The organism is Sphingopyxis sp. LC81 (assembly GCF_000756375.1).
Classification (GTDB): Bacteria; Pseudomonadota; Alphaproteobacteria; order Sphingomonadales; family Sphingomonadaceae; genus Sphingopyxis.
Window position 1 is genome coordinate 214,926 of record NZ_JNFD01000007.1, and the last position, 19,931, is coordinate 234,856.

At 65.6% G+C, this 19,931-nt stretch carries 19 protein-coding genes; 8 read left to right on the top strand and 11 right to left on the bottom strand.

The genetic code is table 11. From position 1 onward, the window contains the following. Positions 1 to 35: 35 nt before the first annotated feature. From FG91_RS05055 to FG91_RS05090, 8 genes are all read right to left on the bottom strand, one after another. Positions 36 to 1,238, bottom strand: a complete 1,203-nt coding sequence (locus FG91_RS05055; RefSeq protein WP_037512662.1) for a serine hydrolase domain-containing protein — start codon at positions 1,236 to 1,238, stop codon at positions 36 to 38. Positions 1,239 to 1,251: 13 nt separating this feature from the next. Continuing rightward, positions 1,252 to 2,055: an SDR family NAD(P)-dependent oxidoreductase gene (locus FG91_RS05060; protein ID WP_037512664.1), complete on the bottom strand. Its 804-nt coding sequence runs from the start codon at positions 2,053 to 2,055 to the stop codon at positions 1,252 to 1,254. After that, a complete protein-coding gene (locus FG91_RS05065; protein ID WP_037512667.1) occupies positions 2,055 to 2,831 on the bottom strand; it encodes an SDR family NAD(P)-dependent oxidoreductase in 777 nt (258 codons plus the stop codon). The genes FG91_RS05060 and FG91_RS05065 overlap by 1 nt, the downstream gene beginning before the upstream one ends. Continuing rightward, positions 2,828 to 3,895 carry a phosphotransferase family protein gene (locus FG91_RS05070; protein WP_037512668.1) on the bottom strand — a complete coding sequence of 356 codons (1,068 nt, stop codon included), beginning with the start codon at positions 3,893 to 3,895 and terminating at the stop codon, positions 2,828 to 2,830. The genes FG91_RS05065 and FG91_RS05070 overlap by 4 nt, the downstream gene beginning before the upstream one ends. Further along, positions 3,892 to 4,983: a Zn-dependent alcohol dehydrogenase gene (locus FG91_RS05075; RefSeq protein WP_037512670.1), complete on the bottom strand. Its 1,092-nt coding sequence runs from the start codon at positions 4,981 to 4,983 to the stop codon at positions 3,892 to 3,894. Before FG91_RS05075 ends, FG91_RS05070 begins: the two co-directional genes overlap by 4 nt. Before the next feature lie 22 nt (positions 4,984 to 5,005). Continuing rightward, positions 5,006 to 6,295, bottom strand: a complete 1,290-nt coding sequence (locus tag FG91_RS05080) for an acyl-CoA dehydrogenase family protein (RefSeq protein ID WP_037512882.1) — start codon at positions 6,293 to 6,295, stop codon at positions 5,006 to 5,008. A gap of 110 nt (positions 6,296 to 6,405) precedes the next feature. After that, on the bottom strand, positions 6,406 to 7,863 hold the full coding sequence (locus FG91_RS05085; protein ID WP_052187319.1) for an MFS transporter: 1,458 nt from the start codon (positions 7,861 to 7,863) through the stop codon (positions 6,406 to 6,408). Beyond that, positions 7,860 to 8,717, bottom strand: coding sequence for an SDR family NAD(P)-dependent oxidoreductase (locus FG91_RS05090; RefSeq protein ID WP_037512672.1), 858 nt, complete (start codon positions 8,715 to 8,717; stop codon positions 7,860 to 7,862). Before FG91_RS05090 ends, FG91_RS05085 begins: the two co-directional genes overlap by 4 nt. 173 nt (positions 8,718 to 8,890) lie before the next feature. Between FG91_RS05090 and FG91_RS05095 the strand changes: the two genes are divergently transcribed. The 4 genes from FG91_RS05095 to FG91_RS05110 all read left to right on the top strand — a co-directional run bounded on the left by FG91_RS05095 (position 8,891) and on the right by FG91_RS05110 (position 12,686). Continuing rightward, on the top strand, positions 8,891 to 10,072 hold the full coding sequence (locus tag FG91_RS05095; protein ID WP_037512674.1) for an acyl-CoA dehydrogenase family protein: 1,182 nt from the start codon (positions 8,891 to 8,893) through the stop codon (positions 10,070 to 10,072). A 3-nt stretch (positions 10,073 to 10,075) separates the two neighbouring features. Further along, positions 10,076 to 11,194: an acyl-CoA dehydrogenase family protein gene (locus FG91_RS05100; RefSeq protein ID WP_037512676.1), complete on the top strand. Its 1,119-nt coding sequence runs from the start codon at positions 10,076 to 10,078 to the stop codon at positions 11,192 to 11,194. A 17-nt stretch (positions 11,195 to 11,211) separates the two neighbouring features. Beyond that, positions 11,212 to 12,015 carry an SDR family oxidoreductase gene (locus tag FG91_RS05105; RefSeq protein WP_037512680.1) on the top strand — a complete coding sequence of 268 codons (804 nt, stop codon included), beginning with the start codon at positions 11,212 to 11,214 and terminating at the stop codon, positions 12,013 to 12,015. Between the two features lie 152 nt (positions 12,016 to 12,167). Beyond that, entirely contained in the window at positions 12,168 to 12,686 is a 519-nt protein-coding gene (locus FG91_RS05110; RefSeq protein WP_037512683.1) for a hypothetical protein, read from the top strand. A gap of 84 nt (positions 12,687 to 12,770) precedes the next feature. Here FG91_RS05110 and ppc read toward each other — a convergent pair whose 3' ends face one another. The 3 genes from ppc to FG91_RS05125 form a co-directional block, all read right to left on the bottom strand. Then, a complete protein-coding gene (ppc, locus tag FG91_RS05115; RefSeq protein WP_037512684.1) occupies positions 12,771 to 15,449 on the bottom strand; it encodes a phosphoenolpyruvate carboxylase in 2,679 nt (892 codons plus the stop codon). 86 nt (positions 15,450 to 15,535) lie between these two features. Then, positions 15,536 to 15,961, bottom strand: coding sequence for a YbaY family lipoprotein (locus FG91_RS05120; RefSeq protein ID WP_052187320.1), 426 nt, complete (start codon positions 15,959 to 15,961; stop codon positions 15,536 to 15,538). An 82-nt stretch (positions 15,962 to 16,043) separates the two neighbouring features. Next, a complete protein-coding gene (locus tag FG91_RS05125; protein ID WP_037512689.1) occupies positions 16,044 to 16,610 on the bottom strand; it encodes an HNH endonuclease in 567 nt (188 codons plus the stop codon). A 170-nt stretch (positions 16,611 to 16,780) separates the two neighbouring features. Between FG91_RS05125 and gluQRS the strand changes: the two genes are divergently transcribed. The 4 genes from gluQRS (at position 16,781) to egtB (ending at position 19,931) form a co-directional block, all read left to right on the top strand. After that, positions 16,781 to 17,632, top strand: a complete 852-nt coding sequence (gene gluQRS / locus FG91_RS05130) for a tRNA glutamyl-Q(34) synthetase GluQRS (RefSeq protein ID WP_037512692.1) — start codon at positions 16,781 to 16,783, stop codon at positions 17,630 to 17,632. Positions 17,633 to 17,641: 9 nt separating this feature from the next. Continuing rightward, a complete protein-coding gene (locus FG91_RS05135; RefSeq protein ID WP_037512694.1) occupies positions 17,642 to 17,866 on the top strand; it encodes an HIG1 domain-containing protein in 225 nt (74 codons plus the stop codon). A gap of 10 nt (positions 17,867 to 17,876) precedes the next feature. Beyond that, entirely contained in the window at positions 17,877 to 18,458 is a 582-nt protein-coding gene (locus FG91_RS05140) for a cob(I)yrinic acid a,c-diamide adenosyltransferase (RefSeq protein WP_037512696.1), read from the top strand. 207 nt (positions 18,459 to 18,665) lie between these two features. Then, positions 18,666 to 19,931, top strand: coding sequence for an ergothioneine biosynthesis protein EgtB (gene egtB, locus FG91_RS05145; protein ID WP_052187321.1), 1,266 nt, complete (start codon positions 18,666 to 18,668; stop codon positions 19,929 to 19,931).

The following is a 19,931-nucleotide window of genomic DNA, read 5'->3' on the forward strand; positions in this document are numbered from 1 at the left end:
TTCGCGCGCGGCGAACGGAAAGGGGTGTTGCATCTTCAATCGTCGATGGCGGCGTGGACAAAGGTCTTGACCTCGCGCCGCACGGGGTAGGTGGAGGAGGGCATGAGCTGGGTCATAAAGACCATGCAGATCTCTTCGACCGGATCGACGAAGAAGCCGGTCGAAAACATGCCGCCCCAGTAAAAATCGCCGACCGAGCCGGGAATGCCCGCGCGCGCGGGGTCGAGCGTGACCGCGAAGCCGAGGCCGAAGCCGATTCCGGCATTTTCGTCCTCGGAAAAGATGCCGACGCTGTGCTGCGTCAGGTCGCCGCCGCCGGGTAGGTGGTTCGACGTCATCAGCGCCAATGTCTTGCGGCTGATGATCCGCACATCGCCGAGCTTACCGCCGCCGAGCAGCATCAGACAGAAGCGATGATAGTCGTGAAGCGTCGAGGCAAGCCCGCCGCCGCCCGAATGAAAGCTGCGATCCTTCGTCCAGCGGCTGCGCGCGCCGGCGTCGAAATCCTGCTTCCTGTCCTTGGGATGGAAGGCGTAGGCGTCGGCCAGCCTGTGCTGCTGGTCGGCGGGGACCTTGAAGCCGGTATCGACCATGCCGAGCGGGCCGAAGATGCGCTCCTGCAACACTTGCGCAAAGGGTTTGCCCTCGATGCGCTCGATCACCGCGCCGAGCACGTCGGTCGCCATCGAATAATTCCAGTGCGCGCCGGGGTCGAACTGGAGCGGGATCTTCGCGAGGTCGGCGATGAAGCTGTCCATCGTATAATCGGCGTCGAAATCGTCGATCTTTGCCTTGCGATACGCGCCGTCGACCGGGGTGCGCTCCTGAAAGCCATAGGTCAGTCCCGCGGTGTGGCGCAGCAGGTCGACCATGCGGATCGGCGACGCGGGCGGCCGCGTCAGGAAGGGGACATTGCCCCCGCCAGCGACGAACACGCCGGTGTCCTTGAACTCGGGGCAGAATTTCACCAGCGGGTCCGACAGCGCGACCTTGCCCTCCTCGACCAGCATCATGAAGGCGATGCTGGTGATCGGCTTGGTCATGCTGGCGATGCGGAAGATCGCATCCTCCTTCAGCGCTTCGCCCGGCCGTGCCTCGCCGATGCACGACAGATGCGCGATCTCCCCGCGCCGCGACACGAGCGTCGCCGCGTGCGGCAACCGGCCGGTGTCGACATATTTGGCGGCGAGAAAGGCGGGAATGCGGTCCAGCCGCGCGGTGTCGAATCCATGTGTCATGCTGATCGATCTATCAGTGCGAGGTCTGGCCGAGCAACTGGCGCGTCACCGGATGCGAACTGGTCAGCCCGCCGTCGACCGCGATCGCCTGTCCGTTGACATAGCTCGCCTGATCGCTCGCGAGGAACAGCGCGACATTCGCGAGTTCCTCGGGCTGCGCCGCGCGGCGCAGCGGGTTCAATTGGCCGAGCTTGTGCGTGACTTCCTTCGCCTTGGCATAGTCGAAGGTCGGCTTGGTCATCCCCGTCTCGGTGAGGCCGGGGCAGACCGCGTTGACGCGCACGCCGCTGGTCGAGAGCTGCTGCGCGGCGACCTTGGCGAGGTTGATCACCCCCGCCTTCGACGCCGAATAGGCGCCCGGGCCCGCGCCCGAATTCAAACCCGCGACGCTCGCGGTCAGAACGATCGCGCCGCCGCGGCCCTGATCGACCATCGCCTTGCCGGCGTGTTTCACCATCAGCGCGGGGCCGATCAGATTGACGCGCAAAGTCTCGGCCCAGGCGTCGGGATCGAAGTCGAAAATGCCGCCCATGTCGCCGATGATCCCGGCATTGGCGAAGGCGACGTCGAGCGCACCGTAGGTGTCCTTGGCGGTCGCGACGAGCGAGGCGACATCGGCTTCGACGCCCGCGTCGATTTCGAGCGCGACGGCCTCGCCGCCGGCATCCTTTACCAGCTTTGCGGTCTCGTGCACCGCCGCCGTCTTGTCGCCGATGACGAGCTTCGCGCCCTCGGCGGCGAAGCGCAGCGCGCTCGCGCGGCCGATGCCGCTGCCCGCGCCCGTGATGATCGCAACCTTGCCGTCCAATGCGCCCATCATGCGCCTCCCGAAATCGTGGCTCCGCCATCGCACACGATGGTCTGGCCGGTGGTGAAAGCCCCCGCCTTGCTGGCGAGGAAGACCGCGGCGCCCGCGATCTCGTGCGGCTCGCCGATCCGCTTCAAGGTCGAGGCGGCGGTCGATCGTTTGAGGTTTTCCTCATTTTCCCACAAGGCGCGCGCCATGTCGGTGCGGATCAGGCCGGGGGCGATGCAGTTGACGCGCACGCCGCGCGGTCCGAACTCGACCGCGAAGTTGCGCGCGACCTGCATGTCGGCGGCTTTCGAAATCCCGTAGGCGCCGATGATCGGCGATCCCTTGAGCCCGCCGATCGAGCTGATGATCGTGATCGACCCTTCGCCGCGTTCGAGCATCTCGGGCGCGACCATCGAAATCAGCCAGTGGTTGGACAATATGTTGTTGTCCATAATCTTGCGGAACTGGTCGTCGCTGATCCCGAGCCCGGGGCCGTAATAAGGGTTCGATGCGGCGTTGCAGACGAGCGTCGTGATCTTGCCGAAGGCGCGGCGCGTTTCGGCGACCAATATCTCCAGCTCTTCCTTCGACGAGATATTGGCGCGCACGGGAAGCGCGGTGCCTTCGCCGAAACGCGCGTTGATCTCCGCCGCGGTTTCCTCGCAGGCGTCGGCCTTGCGGCTCGAAATCACGACCTTCGCACCCTGTTCGGCCATCGCTTCGGCGGTCGCCTTGCCGATGCCGCGCGACGATCCGGTGATCAGCGCGACCTGCCCGGTCATGTCGAACAGGCTCATGCGCCGGCCTTCTTTGCAAAATCCCACGCCTTTTCGGCGAGCGGTCGGACGCGTTCGGACATGTCCTTCGCATGCTGCGACGAGGCGGTGCCCTCGATCACGCGCTTCTTGATGCCCTGGATAATCCCCGCGAGGCGGAAGAAATTATAGGCGAAATACCAGTTCATGTCGGGCACGCCGTCGCGGCCGGTGGCGGCGCAATAGCGTTCGACCATCTCGTCGAGTTCGGGAATGCCGAGCGCGGCACGGTCGAGATCCATCACCCCCGAACGACCGCCATTCTCGGTCACCCACGCCATCGCGACATAGGTGAAATCGGCGAGCGGATCGCCCAAGGTCGACAGCTCCCAGTCGAGCACCGCGAGAACCTCGGGACGGTCCTTGGCATAAATCATATTGTCGATGCGGTAATCGCCGTGGACGACGCTGGTGCGCGTCTGTTCGGGCAGGGTCGCGGGCAGCCACGCGATCAGCTGCTCCATCTCGTCCATCGTCTCGGTTTCGGCGAGGCGATATTGCTTGGTCCAGCGGTCGACCTGGCGGCCGAAATAATTGCCCGGCTTGCCGAAGTCCGAAAGCCCCGCGGCCTCGACATCGACCTTGTGCAGCGCGGCGAGTGTGTCGATCATCGCCTCGTACGTGGCGCGGCGGTTCTCCGGCGTCGATCCCGGCATCGCGCCGTCCCAGATCGTGTGGCCGTCGACCATCCCCATCACATAGAACCAGCTGCCGACGACGCTGTCATCGGTGCACAGGCCATATTGGCGCGCGACGGGGAAGCCCATTTTGTGGAGCCCCGCCTGCACCTTATACTCGCGGTCGACAGCGTGCGCCGAGGGGAGCAGCGGACCGAAGGGTTTGCGGCGCAGCACATAATTGCCCGACGGCGCGCTGATCTTGTAGGTCGGGTTCGACTGGCCGCCGGCAAATTTGCTTTGCGTCAGCGGGCCTTCGAAGCCGTCGACATTCGCCTCCATCCACGCCGTCAGTTTCGCCTCGTCGAGGACGTCGGCGCCCTCGGGGGCGACGGTGCCGCTGAAGGCCTTTTGCGCGTCGAGCGTCATTGGTCGAATACGATCACCGACCGTGCGGCGTCGCCCTTCTTCATCTTGTCGAAGCCCTCGTTGATCCGCTCCAGCGGGATCGTCTCGGCGACGATGCTGTCGAGGTCGAGCAGCCCGCGCAGATAGAAGTCGACGAGGCGCGGAATGTCGACCGGGAAGCGGTTGCCGCCCATGATCGCGCCCTGCAATTTCTTGCCCGAGAGCAGGTCCATCGCGCTGAGCCCGACCTTTTCGGCGAGCGGCATCATGCCGAGGATCGTCGCGGTGCCCCCGCGGCGCAGCGAGGCGACCGCGAGGCTCGCCGAGGCCGGCCGGCCGACGGCCTCGATCGCATGATCGACACCGCCCTTGGTCAGTTCGACGATCTGTTTCGCGGCATCGTCGGCGAGCGCGTCGACGACGTCGGTCGCGCCGAGCTTGACCGCGAGTGCGCGCTTTTCAGGAACCGGGTCGGCGGCGATGATCCGCCCCGCGCCCGCGATCTTCGCGGCGTTGATCGTGGCGAGGCCGACGCCGCCGCAACCGACGACCGCGACCGTCTCGCCCGGCGTCACCTTGCACGCGTTGAAGATCGTGCCCGCGCCCGTCGTCACCGCGCAGCCGATCACCGCGGCGCGATCGAGCGGCATGTCGGGGTCGATCGCGACGCACGCATGTTCGTGGACAAGCATCGTTTCGGCAAAGGCCGAGAGGTTGAGCATCTGGTTGACGATGCTGCCATCGGGGCGCGTGATGCGCGGCGCCGATCCGACCGGACGGCGTGTGTCGCCGCCCATGCACAGCGACATGCGCCCGCTGACACAGAACTCGCAATGGCCGCAGAAGGCCGACAGGCAGGTGACGACCGCGTCGCCGACCTTGACCGTGCGCACTTCGCTGCCGACCGCCTCGACGATGCCCGCGGCTTCATGGCCGGGGATCGCGGGGAGGGGGTGCGGATAGGCGCCGTCGATGAAATGCAGGTCCGAATGGCAGAGCCCGCACGCGGCGGTGCGGATGCGCACCTCGTGCGGGCCGCAGTCGGCAATCTGCACCGTCTCGATCGACAGCGGCTTGCCCGGTTCGATCAGAATCGCGGCTTTGGTCACAATATCTCTCCGAATTCAGGTTTTAACGCGAAACGCCGATGTCGCCCGACGAGAAGCCCGGCTCGCTTGCTTCGCTATGCTTGGCGAATTCGATGCGCGCGATCGCGCGTTCGTGCACCTCGTCGGGTCCGTCGGCGAGGCGCAGCGTGCGCTGATGCGCATAGGCTTTGGCCAGCCCGAAATCTTCGGACACGCCGCCGCCGCCATGCGCCTGGATCGCGTCGTCGATGATCTTCAGCGCCATGTTCGGCGCCTGCACCTTGATCATCGCGATTTCGGCCGCGGCCGACTTGTTGCCGACCTTGTCCATCATGTCGGCGGCCTTGAGGCAGAGCAGGCGCGTCATTTCGATGTCGATGCGCGCGCGCGCGAGGCGATGTTCCCAGATGCTATATTCGGCGACCTTCTTGCCAAAGGCGACGCGCGACTGCAGCCGCTTCGCCATCTTGGCGATCGCTTCTTCCGCGACGCCGATCGTGCGCATGCAGTGATGGATGCGGCCCGGCCCGAGGCGCCCCTGCGCGATCTCGAAGCCGCGGCCTTCGCCGAGCAGCATCGCTTCCTCGGCGTTGACGCGGACGTCCTTCAATTCGATTTCCATATGGCCGTGCGGCGCATCGTCATAACCGAAGACGGGCAGGTGGCGCAGGATATTCACGCCGGGCGCGTTCAGCGGCATCAGCACCATCGACTGCTGCGCATGGCGCTTCGCCGCGAAATCGGTCTTGCCCATCACGATCGCGACCTCGCAGCGCGGATCGCCCGCGCCCGACGACCACCATTTGGTGCCGTTGATCACATAATCGTCGCCGTCGCGCTCGATCCGCGTTTCGATATTCGTCGCGTCGGACGAGGCGACGCGCGGCTCGGTCATCAGAAAGGCCGAGCGGATCTCGCCGTTCATCAGGCGGCCGAGATATTTATCCTTCTGCGCGCGCGTGCCGTAGCGATGGAACACTTCCATATTGCCGGTGTCGGGCGCCGAGCAGTTGAATACCTCGCTCGCAAAGCCGACGCGGCCCATTTCCTCGGCGCACAGCGCATATTCGAGGTTCGAAAGGCCGGGGCCTTCGAATTCGAAACTCTCGTCGACATGGTGATGCGCGGCCGACTTGGGCGGCATGAACAGGTTCCAGATGCCCGCTTCTTTCGCCTCGGCCTTCAGATCCTCGACGATCTGGATCACCTTCCAGCGGTCGCCCGCCTTGTCCTGCTCGTTATAGGTCGGGACCGCGGGGCGAACCTTGCGCTCGATAAAATCGCGGACCCGGTCGCGCCAATAGACCTGCCGGTCGGTGAGATCGAAGTCCATCTGCGCGTCCTTTCCCTTTACGTTCACGTAAACCTTTGGACCGATTCGTCGGCCTTGCCAAGTCCCGCGGCCCTAAAATTACATCATTCCGCCGCCGCGCGACATTCTCGTTACGGATGCGCGCCTGTGGCGTCGGGTTCACCGCGTGCGACATCGCCCAGCAGCGCGAGCCGCGCCTCATGATCGGCGCGCGAAATCGGGAAGCGCCGCATGACGATCAGCCCCAGCGTCCCGATGACAAGGATCGCGAGCGCATAGCCGAGCGCGAGATTGCCGAGCACGTCAGCGCCGACCTCACCCGGTTTCGCGTCCGCCGGAAAGGACGCGAGGGACAGGATCAGCCCGGCGGCGAAGATGCCGATGCCGGTCGCGCATTTCTGCATGAAGAAATAGCCCGCGAAGAACAGGCCTTCGGAGCGCCGTCCGGTTTCGCTCTGCGACGCCTCGACGACATCGGCCATCATCGACGACGACAGGATCATCAGGATGATCGAGAAGCTGTTCGATACGAACACCAGCGCGAACATCGCCGCGACGCTCGGCTTGCCGGGCAGGCCGGGGAAGAAACCCTGGATCCACGCGAAATAGATGCCGCTGTTGACGAGCAGCGCAATCGCGCCCGCGAAAATGGCGCCGTCGCGCTTGCCGAGCCGCGCCGACACGGGGGCGACGAGCACGAAAGCCGCGATCATCGAGGCGAACAGCAGGAAGACATAAGCGACCATCTCGCCCTGCGTGAACTGCCAGAAGAAACCGAGCAGATAATTGTTCATCGAAAAGGTGATGCCCTGATTCACGAAGCCGAACAGCGCGGCGAAGATCAGCCACAGGAAGGCGCGGTTCGACAGCGTGTCGCGCATTTCGCCGAGGACCTGGCGCAGCGTCATTACGGGTTTCGTATCGGCGACGTTCGACACCGCGATGCGGCTGTGCTGCCCCGCGGCGGAGGTCAGGACCGCGCCCGCCATCAGCAGCGCGCCGGTCAGCGCATAGGGGAAATAGCCGTTGGGATCGACGAGCCCCTTCGCGCCCCCGAAAAATACCCCATAGGCGAGCAGCAGGATCAGCAGCCCGCCGCCCCAGCCGAAGAGGAAACGATAGCGCATGACGACGGTGCGCTCGTCATAATCGCCGGTGAGTTCGGGCACGATCGCAACCGACGGCACTTCGCACATCGAGACGAGCGAGCGGACGATGATCGCAAAGCCGATCAGCCAGGCGACGGTCATCGCATTGCTCATTTCGGGCGGATGCCACAGCAGCATCCACATGATCGCGAGCGGGATCGGTGCGCCATAAAGCCACGGCAGGCGGCGCCCCCAGCGGCTGCGCGTGCGGTCGGTGAGTTCGCCGATGATCGGATCGACAAAGGCGTCGGCGATCAGCGCGACCATGATCGCGGCACCGACGACGCCGGGATCAAGCCCGATCACCTGATTGTAGAACAGCAGCAGGAAAGTCGAAAAGCCGTTGTCCTTGACGCCATAAGCGATGCTGCCCAGCCCATGCATGACCTTCAGCCGGACCGGCAGGCGCGTGGCTTTCGGCGCGGCGATCGCCGCGTTCACGCCGGCGCCCCGGCCTTCGCCGCATCCTCCATTGCGACAAGCGCGTCGAACAACCCGGGTGCCTCAGGGTCCCACGCATGGCGCTGGCCGATCGTCAGCCCGCCGTCGACCAGCATATGCGTGCCGGTCATAAAGCTCGACTCCTCGCTCGCGAGGTACGCGACCGCGTTGGCGATATCTTCGGGCTGGCCGCCGCGCGCGACGGGCTGCGCGGCTTCGCTCATCCCCGCGATGATCGCCTTCGCCTGATCCTTATGCTCGTCGGGCACGTCGAGCGACGAGGTGAAGATATTGGTGTTGATGAAGCCGGGGCAGATCGCGTTGACGCGAATGCCGTAGCGCGCGAGGTCGGTCGCGGCGATCTTGGAAAGGTGGAGCACACCCGCCTTCGCGACAGCATAGGCGATCGGCGAATAGCCCGCGCCGAGCGCCGCGACGCTCGCGGTGTTGACGATGCTCGCACCCTTGCGCCCCTTCATATGCGGCGCGGCGTAGCGGATTCCCATCGCGACCGATTTCAGCACCAGATCCATCGTCAGGTCCCAGCCCTCGGGGCTGATCTCGTCGATCGGCGCGCGGTCGCCCGCGGCGGCGGCGTTGTTGAACACGATGTCGATGCCCCCGGCTTTCGAGGCGGCTTCATTCATCAGCGCCTCGATATCCGACGGCTTGGTGACGTCGCAGCGGACGAAGTCGATCTTGCCGTTCGACTGTTCGGCGAGCGCGCGCCCGCCCGCCTCGTCGATGTCGGCGGCGAAGACGTGAGCGCCCTCGCTCGCCAGTTTCAAAACCGCTGCCTTGCCGATGCCCGACGCCGCTCCGGTGACGACGGCTATCTTGCCTGCGAATCGCATTGACCCATTCTCCCGTTTTCTTTTGCCACTTAGCTTAGGCGCCAAAGGTGACGCGTCAACGGCGGTCAAACCGACGCTACGGCGCCGTAAGGGCAGGCGCGCCGATCCAAGTTGACGCTTGCGTAAACTAGCGAAGCGGACGTAGATTTGGCCGCAGAAGAGGAGCCAAAAGGATGAGCGAACTGGACGCTTTCCGCGCCGAGGTGCGGGACTGGCTGGAGGCGAACTGCCCCGCCGAAATGCGCGAGCCCGTGCGGGACGAAGGCGACGTCTGCTGGGGCGGCCGCAACTGGGTGTTCAAGAACGAAGCCCAGAAACGGTGGCTCGAAGCGTGCGTCGCGAAGGGTTACACCGTTCCCGACTGGCCCAAACCCTATGGCGGTGCCGGGCTGACCCCCGAGCAGACCAAGGTCCTCAAACAGGAAATGAAGCGCATCCACGCGCGCTCGCCGCTCGACAGCTTCGGCATCTGGATGCTCGGCCCCGCGCTGCTGCAATTCGGCACCGAGGAGCAGAAGGTCCAGTATCTGAACCCGATCGCGCGCGGCGAAATCCGCTGGTGCCAGGGCTATTCGGAACCCGGCTCGGGCAGCGACCTTGTTTCGCTCCAGACCTTTGGCGAAGACAAGGGCGATCACTGGGTCGTCAACGGGTCGAAAATCTGGACCAGCTACGCCGACAAGGCCGACTGGATCTTCTGCCTTGTCCGCACCGACAAGGCGAACAAATATCAGGGCATCACCTTCATGCTCTTCGACATGGCGAGCAAGGGTGTCACGACCAAGCCGATCCTCCTGATCAGCGGCAACTCGCCCTTCTGCGAAACCTTCTTCGACGATGTCGAAGTGCCGAAGACGCAGTTCATCGGCGAGATCAACCGCGGCTGGGACGTCGCCAAATATCTGCTCGGCCACGAACGCGAGATGATCTCGGGCGGCGGCGCGGGCGGCGACATGGTCAGCATCGGCGGCGCCTTTGCCAAGGCGTTCGGCAAGAACGCCGCGGGCGAACTCGACGACCCGATCCTGCGCGCCGAAATGGCGGCGTTCGACGTCGATGTCTTCGCCTACCGCGCGATGGGCGAGCGTTTCATGGACATGTGGAAGACCGGCCGTGCGCATCCCGCATCGTCGAACATGATGAAATATGTCGGCACCGAGCTCAACAAGCGCCGCCACGAACTCGTCATGTCGGGCGGCGGCAGCGAAGCGCTCGAATGGGACAGCGAAGAGACCAAGGGCGGCGCGCGCGCGCGCGGCTGGCTGCGCACCAAGGCCAATTCGATAGAAGGCGGGACGAGCGAAGTCATGCTCAATGTCATCGCCAAGCGTATCCTCGACCTGCCCGGAGCCTGACCCATGCCTTTGTATCACAATGACGACCAGGCGATGCTCAAGGACAGCGTCGCGCCCTTCGTGGCCGAACAGGCGCCGGTTTCGCACCTGCGCAACCTCCGCGACAGCGCCGACGCGACGGGCTTTTCGCGCGACCTCTGGGCGCAGTTCACCGAAATGGGGCTGCCCGGCATGCTCGTTCCCGAGGCGCACGGCGGGCTCGGCATGGGGCATATGGAGGCGGGCATCGTGCTCGAGGAAATCGGCCGCAACCTGACCCCGTCGCCCTTCCTCTCGACCAGCGTTGGCGCCGTCGCCGCACTCGCGAAAGCGGGCGGCACGCAGGCGAGCCGCTGGCTTCCCGCGATCGCAAGCGGCGAGGCGATCGTCGCGCTCGCGATCGACGAGGGCGCGAAGCACCGCCCCGACCGCATCGCGACCACGGCGACGCGCGCGGGCAACGGCTTCCGGCTCGACGGCAAGAAGAGCTTCGTCCTCCACGGCCATGTCGCTGACATGAGCATCGTCGCGGCGAAAACCGACGGCGGGATCACGCTGTTCGCGGTGCCGAAGGATGCGAAGGGCGTCACCGCCGACCCGCGCCGCCTCGTCGACAGCAGCTTGGCGAGCCACGTCACGCTCGACGGGGTCGAAGTCGATGCCGACGCGGTGATCGGCGAGGTCGATGCGGGCGGTGAAATCCTCGACGCGCTTCTCGCCGCCACCCGCACCGGTGCCGCCGCCGAAATGGTCGGCGTCGGGCAGGGCGCGATGGACATGACGGTGAATTACCTCAAGGAACGCAAGCAGTTCGGCAAGCTGATCGGCGAGTTCCAGGGCCTGCAGCACCGCGCCGCGCATCTCTATGGCGAGATGGAAGTCGCGCGCGCCACCGTGATGAAGGCGCAGCAGCTGCTCGACGAAGGCAGCGAAGGCGCGAAGCTGATGGTCTCGGTCGCAAAGGCGAAGGCCGGCCGCGCCGCCAACCTCGCGGTGCGCGAGGGCGTGCAGATGCACGGCGGCATCGGCATGACCGACGAATATGACATCGGCCTCTATATGAAACGCGACCGCGCGCTCGCCGAATATATGGGCGACGTGCATTATCACATCGACCAGGTTGCCCGGATGAACGGCTACTAAGCCGCAGGAGAAATCGAATGAACCTTCAGGATATGTTCGGCCTCGATGGCCGCATCGCACTCGTCACCGGCGGCTCGCGCGGCATCGGCAAGATGATCGTCGAGGGCTATCTCGCCGCGGGCGCCGCGCGCGTCTACATCTCGGCGCGCAAAAGCGCGCAGATCGAGGAAGCCGTCGCCGATTTCGAAACGCGCTATCCGGGCAAGGTGATCGGGCTGCCCGTCGACCTGTCGACCGTCGAAGGGTGCCGCGCGCTCGCGTCGGAACTCGAAGCGCGCGAGGAGCGCCTCGACATCCTCGTCAACAATGCCGGCGCCGCATGGGGCGAACCGTTCGAGGGTTTCCCCGAGGCGGGCTGGGACAAGGTGATGGACATCAACGTCAAATCGCCCTTCTTCCTGACACAGGCGCTCCACGGGCTGCTGAAGGGCGGTGGCACCGCCGACCGCCCCGCGAAGGTGATCAACATCGGCTCGATCGACGGCCAGCGTTTGAACCCGTGGGAAACCTACAGCTACCACGCCTCGAAGGCGGCGATCCTCTACCTCACCAAGCGCCTCGCGGCGCGGCTGGTGCAGGATCATATCCTCGTAACCGCGATCGCGCCGGGCGCCTTCCAGTCAGACATGAACAAGGCGGCGCGCGACCATGGCGATGCGGTGGCGAAGAGCATCCCGGTCAAACGTATCGGTGTGCCCGAGGATATGGCGGGCGCCGCGATCTTCCTCGCGTCGAAGGCGGGCGACTATGTCGTCGGCGACACGATCACCGTCGACGGCGGGCTCGTCCACGGCGATGTGCGGACCAGCATCGACGCCTAACGCCCTCATCGTCACCCCGGACTTGGTCCGGGGCCTGCATTCTTGAAGAGGAAAAGGCGGGTGCCGGATCAAGTCCGGGGTGACGGGATGGCTTGGTTGACTCGCCCATCTCCAAGGTGTATTATGTAACTAATGCACCAAGGAGATTGACCATGCGTCTCGCGTTCCTCATTCCCCCGATGATGCTCCTCGCCGCCTGTGGGTCGGAGGAGAAGAAATCCGGCGAGGGCACCGAAGTCTCGATCAACGCCGGCGACGAGCATGGCGGGGTCCAGATCCGGACCGGCAAGGACGGCGGCAATCTTAAGATCGGCGGCGGCGGCGCCGCGATCGACATCGACATCCCCGATTTCGTCGATCTCGATATCGAGAGCGATTTCGATATCGACGGGGTGAAGCTCTATCCGGGCAGCAAGGTCACCAAGGTCGACGTCGACGCGGTCGACAAGGGCGGTGCCGACAAGGCGACGGTGAAGCTCGGCTTCACCGCGCCCGCCGCGCCGACAAAGGCGGCCGACTGGATGGCCAGCGAATTCGCCAAGAAGGGCGTCAAGGTCACGCGCAGCGGCGACACGCTCGCGGGCAAGGACAAGGACGGCGCCGATTTCCGCGTCAACTTCGCTCCCGATGGCGCGAACGCCAAGGGCGAGGTGGTGATCGTCAAGAGCTGACCTTACACCGTCGCCCCAGCGAAAGCTGGGGCCGCTGGCGATTGGAAGTGACGAGAGCGGTCCCAGCTTTCGCTGGGACGACGATCAGCCGCTATTCCGCAGCGCGGTCGCGATCGCGTTGATCGTCAGCTGGATGCCCTCGGCGATACGCGGGTCGGTCTCCCCGGCGCGGTGGCGCTTCATCAGTTCGATCTGGAGCAGGTTCAGCGGCTCGATATAGGGCAGGCGGAGGCGGATCGATGCCTCGAGCGCCGGGTTCTTCTCGAGCAGCCGCGTCTGGCCGGTGATGCCCAGCAATCCGTCGTGCGCGCGGTTCCACCCGTCGCGGATGCGGCCAAAGATAGCGTCATGCCCGTCGATTCCCACCGCCAGCTCGGCATAGCGCGCCGCGATCCCCATGTCCGATTTCGCGAGCACCATTTCCATATTGCCGAGCAGCGCGGCAAAGAACGGCCAGCCCGCCGCCATGTCGGTCAGCAGCACCTTGTCCTCGAACGCCGCAAACCCCTCTCCGGTGCCGTACCAGCCCGGCAACATCGCGCGCGACTGCGCCCAGCTGAACACCCACGGGATCGCGCGCAAATCCTCGATCGCGCTCGACTTTGTGCGGCTCGACGGCCGCGACCCGATTTTCAGCGTCGCGATCTCGGCGATCGGCGTCATCGCGCGGAAGAAATCCTTGAACGCCGGCGTGTCGTAGACGAGCCCGCGATAGGCGGCGAAGGCGCCGTCCGAGAGCTGGTCCATCGCCGCGGTGTAGCGCGCCGCATCCTTGTCGCTCAGCGCCTCGGGCTCGAGGCTCGCAAGCAGGCTCGCCGACACCATTGCCTCCAGATTGGTCGCCGCGCTCGCCGCGGTGCCATATTTCGCCGCGATCACTTCGCCCTGTTCGGTGATACGGATGCGTCCCTGCACCGTACCCGCCGGCTGCGCGCGGATCGCGGCAAAGGCGCTGCCGCCGCCGCGCCCGACCGCGCCGCCGCGGCCGTGGAACAATTGCATCGCGGTATCGGCCTCCTCGAACACCGGGGTCAGCGCCTGCGACGCCTGATGCAGCCCCCAGGTCGAGGTCAGATAGCCGCCATCCTTGTTCGAATCCGAATAGCCGATCATCACTTCCTGATGTCCGCGCTGGCCGATCTGCGGGCCGATTTCGGGCATCGCGAAATAGCGCGCCATGATCGCGGGCGCGCGGTCGAGGTCGGCGATCGTCTCGAACAGCGGCACGACCATCAAATTCGATTGGCCCGCCGCGTCGCCGCTCCGCCACAGCCCCGCCTCGCGCGCGAGGACATGGACCTCGAGCAGGTCGGACAATTCCTGCGCCATGCTGATGATCCACTGGCAGATCGCGTCCTGGCCCAGCCGTTTGCGCACATCGGCGGCGGCGTGGACGATCGCGAGTTCGCCCGCGGTCTCGTCGCTCCACTGGTGCCATGGCGCCGCGAGCGGCCGGTCGCTGGCGAGTTCGGCGGTGAGCAGCGCGACGCGTTCCTCTTCGCCCAGCGCCAGATAATCGGGACACACGCCCGATACCGCCAGCAGTTCGGCGAGTACACGTTCGTGCACCGCGCTGTTCTGGCGCATGTCGAGCGTCGCTAGGTGGAACCCGAACACTTCCACGGCGCGGATCAGCCGCCCGAGCGCCCCGATGCCGCCGAACTGGCCCTGGCTGTTCGCCGACAAGCCATTGGCGATGGTGACGAGGTCGCGGCGAAGCGACGCCGGGGTGGAATAGGGCGCGCCGCTCAGTGCCGACGGGCGCGGCGGCGCGCGGCCGACGATCTCGGCATAAGTGGCGCAGAGCCGCGCATAAATGCCCGACAGCGCGCGGCGATAGGGTTCGTCGCGGCGGCTCGGCGCGGTGTCGCCGCTCGCCTCGGCCAGCGCTTCGACCGCCTCGGGAACGGCGGCGAGGCTTGCCGACACCGACCGCTCGGCGCCGAGATGGTGGACCGCGTCGATATAATGCCCAAGCACCGCCGCGGCGTTGCGCGCCGTCGCCATGTGCATCGTCTCCGCGGTGACGAAGGGATTGCCGTCGCGGTCGCCGCCGATCCAGCTACCGACACGCAGGAAGCTCGCGGGGCGCTGCCCCAGCTCGGCTTCCCAGCGCGCATAAAGCTTCGGCACCACGGGCAGGAAGACGTCGCGCAAATAGGTCAGCGCATTGTCGATCTCGTCGGCGACGAACAATTTCTCGGTGCGCAGCGGGCGGGTTTGCCAAAGGAGAACGATCTGCCGCCGGATCGCGTCCTCGACGACGTCGCCCTCGGGGGTCTCGTCGGCGCCGGCGTCGCGCAGCAGCATCAGCTCGGCGATGCGGTTCTTGTGGTCGAGCACCGACTTGCGCCGCACCTCGGTCGGGTGCGCGGTCAGCACCGGCGCGACGAGCGAGGCGCTCAGCAATGCCGCGATCGCGTCGCCATCGATCCCATCGCCCTTCAGCTTTTCGATCGCCGCCGCAACGGTCGCTTCGGGTTCGGCGGCGACCCCCTGCCGGTCCTCGGCAAGATTGGCGAGCATCGAAAACAGCATGAAGCCGCGCACGAACGCGATCGTGTCGTCGAGGCTCAACGCATCGAGCCCCGGGTCGATCGCCTCGGCCCCCGCGATCCCGCGGTGCCGGTCGACGCTCGACGAGCGGATATATTCGGTCTGGCGGAACAATTTGTCGCCGCCATAGGCGCGAATGACGTCACCAAGGATCCGCCCCAAATAGCGGATGTCGGGATTTTGCGAGATCTGGATAGGTGGGCCCATGGGCCCAGCTTGCTGCACCTGCGAAGGCGCAGGGTCAAGCCGACGCGCGGGCGCGCATAGCTATGCGCGCCCGCGCGAGCGCTTCGTCAGCGGGTCCGGACCATGACCAATGTGCCCATATCGACCCGCGGGCGGCTATCGAAAGACACGCCATTATGGGTGTCGGTGATGAACATCAGCTTCCCCGAAGCATCGGTGATGCGCGCCGAAACCGAATAGCGGCCGCGCGGATCGAGTTTGCGCTCGTCGACGGTCAGCGAGAAGGCAAAAGGCACCTGCCGGCCGTCGGCGGTGAAGCTTTGCTGCGCGATCGTTTTCGACGGTGCGTCCATCAGGCTGACGTCGGCGAGCGTGACTTCGACCTGCGCCGTCGGCGGCAGCGCCATGCGCTCGCGATAGGTGATGCTGCCGGTGACCGACACAGGTTGTTCCGAAGGCGCGATCGTTGCACAGGCGGCGAGCAGCGGCGCGGCAACCATGCCGACGGCGAGCATACGAGTGATGCGAACCATGATATTTCTCCTTTTTTCGATGGTTGGCGGCCGCCTAGTCCCATCGAGGTGAACCCATGCTGTCGCGCTCGTTGTGCCCCTGTCAGCCTTCCAGTTCAACATCCCAATAGAGCCAGTCGATCCAGCTTGTGTGCAGATAGTTGGGCGGGAACGCCCGCCCATTGTCCTGCAGCTGCCAGCTCGTCGGGCGCCAGGGCTGGCGATAGATCGGCATATGCGCCTGTTGCGGGGTGCGGCCGCCTTTTTTCAGGTTGCACGGCGCACACGCGGTCGCGACATTTTCCCACGTCGTCCGCCCGCCCAGCCGGCGCGGCACCACATGATCGAAGGTCAGATCCTTGCCTGACCCGCAATATTGGCACGAAAACCGGTCGCGCAGGAACAGGTTGAAGCGCGTGAATGCCGGATGCTGCGACGGCTTCACATATTGCCGGAGCGCGATGACGCTGGGGATCGGCATCGTCTTCGTCGGCGAGTGAATCTCGCGCTCGTAATTTTCGACGATGGTGACGCGGTCGAGGAAAACCGCCTTGACCGCGGTCTGCCACGGCCACAGGCTCAAGGGGTAATAGCTGAGCGGCGTATAGTCTGCATTGAGAACAAGGGCCGGACAGGAATCGGGATGCCGGGCGAGATCGGGATGAAACATGGCTACGCTACGCTGCCCCCTATACTGCGCGGGATGGCGCGCCACTGCCAGTCCCGGGTGACAGCATCATTACATCACGCATATGATTCGCACGTCAAGAGGCGATGTGCCGCAAGATATGGAATGTTCCGCGGGGCAGAGGCACAGTATCTAGACCCAATCGGCTCCCTATGCTGACCCGCTTCGCCCCCAGCCCGACCGGCGAACTCCACCTCGGCCACGCCTATAGCGCGGTGCTCGCGCATGACGCGGCGCGCGGCACGGGCGGGAAGTTCCTGATCCGTATCGACGATATCGACGGCAGCCGCTCGCGCGAGTCATTTGTCGGCGCCTCGCTCGCCGACCTCGCGTGGCTCGGGATCGACTGGGACGGCGATCCGGTACGCCAGTCGGCTCGGCTCGGCGACTATGCCGCCGCGCTGGGCAATCTGCGCGCGCGCGGCCTCGTCTATCCCTGTTTTTGCACCCGCGCCGACATCGCCGCCAGCCTGTCGGCGCCGCATGGGCCATCCGGCGCGATCTATCCCGGCACCTGCCGGGGCTTATCCGAAACCGAGCGGACACGCCGCCTTGCGGATGAACCGCATTGCTGGCGCCTCGATACCGCGCGTGCGCTTGCCGAAAGCGGCGATCTGCAATGGGAAGAGGCGGGGCAGGGGCTTCGGTCCGCCGATCCGGCGGCGCACGGCGACATCGTCCTCGCGCGCAAGGACGCCCCGGCGAGCTATCATCTCGCGAGCACGCTCGACGACGCCGCGATGGGGGTGACGCACGTCATCCGCGGCGCCGACCTCATCACCTCGACCGACGTCCACCGATTGCTCCAGGCGCTGCTCAGCCTGCCGACCCCGCTTTATCGCCACCACGCGCTCGTCTGCGGCCCCGATGGCAAAAGGCTCGCGAAACGCGACGCCGCGGCGTCGCTCGCGTCGCTCCGCGCGGCCGGGATCGACGGGCCGACGCTTGCCGCCGATTTGGCCGCGGGGCGGCTTCCCGCTGGCTATTCGCTGCAAAATCCCTAGATTGGGTTTATGGAAATCCTGCTCATCCTTGGCGTCGTGATCGCCGCCGGCTTCGTCCTCTTCTCGCTCGCGCGGGGGCTCTTCTATTTCTCGCAAGGGCACAAGGCCCAGATGGACGGCACCGTCCACGAGAATCAGGTGATGCAGAACCGGATGATGATGGCGCGCGTGAAGTGGCAGGCGATCACGATCATCCTGCTCGTGCTGATCGGCCTGTTCGCCGCGGGCAGCTAAAGTCCGGCGCATGGTCAAGCTCAACAAGATCTACACGCGCACCGGCGACGACGGCACCACGGGGCTCGTCGACGGATCGCGCGTCGCCAAATCGGACGCGCTGATGGCGGCGATCGGCGACGTCGACGAGGCGAACAGCGCGATCGGGATCGCCGCCGCGGTGCTTGACCCGGCGAGCGACGAAGCCGCTATGCTCGCGCGCATCCAGAACGAGATGTTCGACCTCGGCGCCGATCTGGCGACCCCGCCCGACATCCAGTTCGGTTTTGGCCCGCACGAAATGGCGCTGCGCATCGTGCCGAGCCAGATCGCGCGGCTTGAGGATGAGATCGACCGCATGAACGACGCGCTCGATGCGCTCAAAAGCTTCATCCTGCCCGGCGGCACCGAAGCCGCGGCGCGGCTCCACCTCGCGCGCGCGGTGACGCGCCGCGCCGAACGCGCCGCCGTCGCGGCGGGGGCGACGCGTGACCTCAACCCGATCGCGCTCAACTATCTCAACCGCCTGTCGGACCATCTGTTCGTGCTCACGCGGCACATCAACGCCGCGGCGGGCGGCGATATTCTCTGGAAACCCGGCGCGACGCGCTGACCCGTACGCTTTCCCAACTCGTCATCCCGGCGAAGGCCGGGATCTCAACCTCCCGTTCTTTGGCACCGTCGAGATTCCGGCCTTCGCCGGAATGACGAACAAAGGGGAGCGCAGATGTTCCCTAAATGTTCCTAGACATTCCCTCGCGGCGTAACCATAATCCGGTGAACAGCGAAACCGAATCGCACCCCCGGGGATTGTCTCACCATGGCCAGCCGCACCGACGCCCAAAATCGTACCGATCCGCTGGAAGAGCTGACGCGGCGCTTCGTCGCGACGCGGCGGCTCTCGCTCGATCTGGTGGCGACGCTGTCCGATGCCGATGCGAGCGCACAGTCGATGCCCGACGCCTCGCCCGCCAAATGGCACCTCGCGCACACGAGCTGGTTCTTCGAAACCTTCATTCTGCGCGATCATGTTCCGGGTTATGCGCTCTTCGACACCCGCTATCCCTTTCTGTTCAATAGCTATTATGAGGCCGAAGGACCACGCCACGCGCGCCCGCATCGCGGCCTGCTGACGCGCCCGTCGCTCGACGAGGTGCGCATCTGGCGCGCGCACGTCGATGCCGCGTTGCAAACCGCGCTGCCTGATCTCCCGGCGAGCGCGCTGACGCTTGTCGACCTCGGCATCCATCACGAACAGCAGCATCAGGAATTGCTGCTCACCGACCTCAAGCATCTCTTCGCGCAGAACCCGCTCGGCCCGGCCGTGTGGGAAACACGAATCGCGAGTGAAGTTGCGCAGTTTTCCGCGATGAAATGGATCAAGGGTGCCGACGGCGTGGCGAAGGTCGGGCATGGCGGCCCCGGCTTCGCCTTCGACTGTGAAGGCCCGCGCCACGATGCGCTGCTGACCCCACACGCGCTCGCCAGCCGCCCGGTGAGCAATGGCGAATGGCAGGAATTCATCGCCGACGGCGGCTATCACACCCCCTCGCTCTGGCTCAGCGACGGCTGGGCATGGGTGCGCGCCGAGGATATCGAGGCGCCGGCCTATTGGGACGGCGACCGCCAGTTCACGCTTTCGGGCTGGCAGGATATCGACCCGGCCGCGCCGGTGACGCACATCAGCTTTTTCGAGGCCGACGCCTTCGCAAGCTGGGCCGGCGCGCGCCTCCCGACCGAACAGGAATGGGAAGCCGCGGCGGCCGCGTTCGATCCGCACGGCGGACAGCAGCTCGACGAGGCCGGGCCGGTGCAGCCCGCTCCCGCCGCCACCGACACCGATCTGCAACAGATGTTCGGCAGCGTGTGGGAATGGACCGGCAGCGCCTATCGCCCCTATCCCGGCTTCCGCGCCGCGCCCGGCGCGGTCGGCGAATATAATGGCAAGTTCATGAGCGGCCAGTTCGTGCTGCGCGGCGGCAGTTGCGCGACCCCGCGCGGCCATTTGCGCGCCTCCTACCGCAATTTCTTCTACCCCCACCAGCGCTGGCAATTCACCGGCGTGCGGCTAGCCAAGGATCTTTGA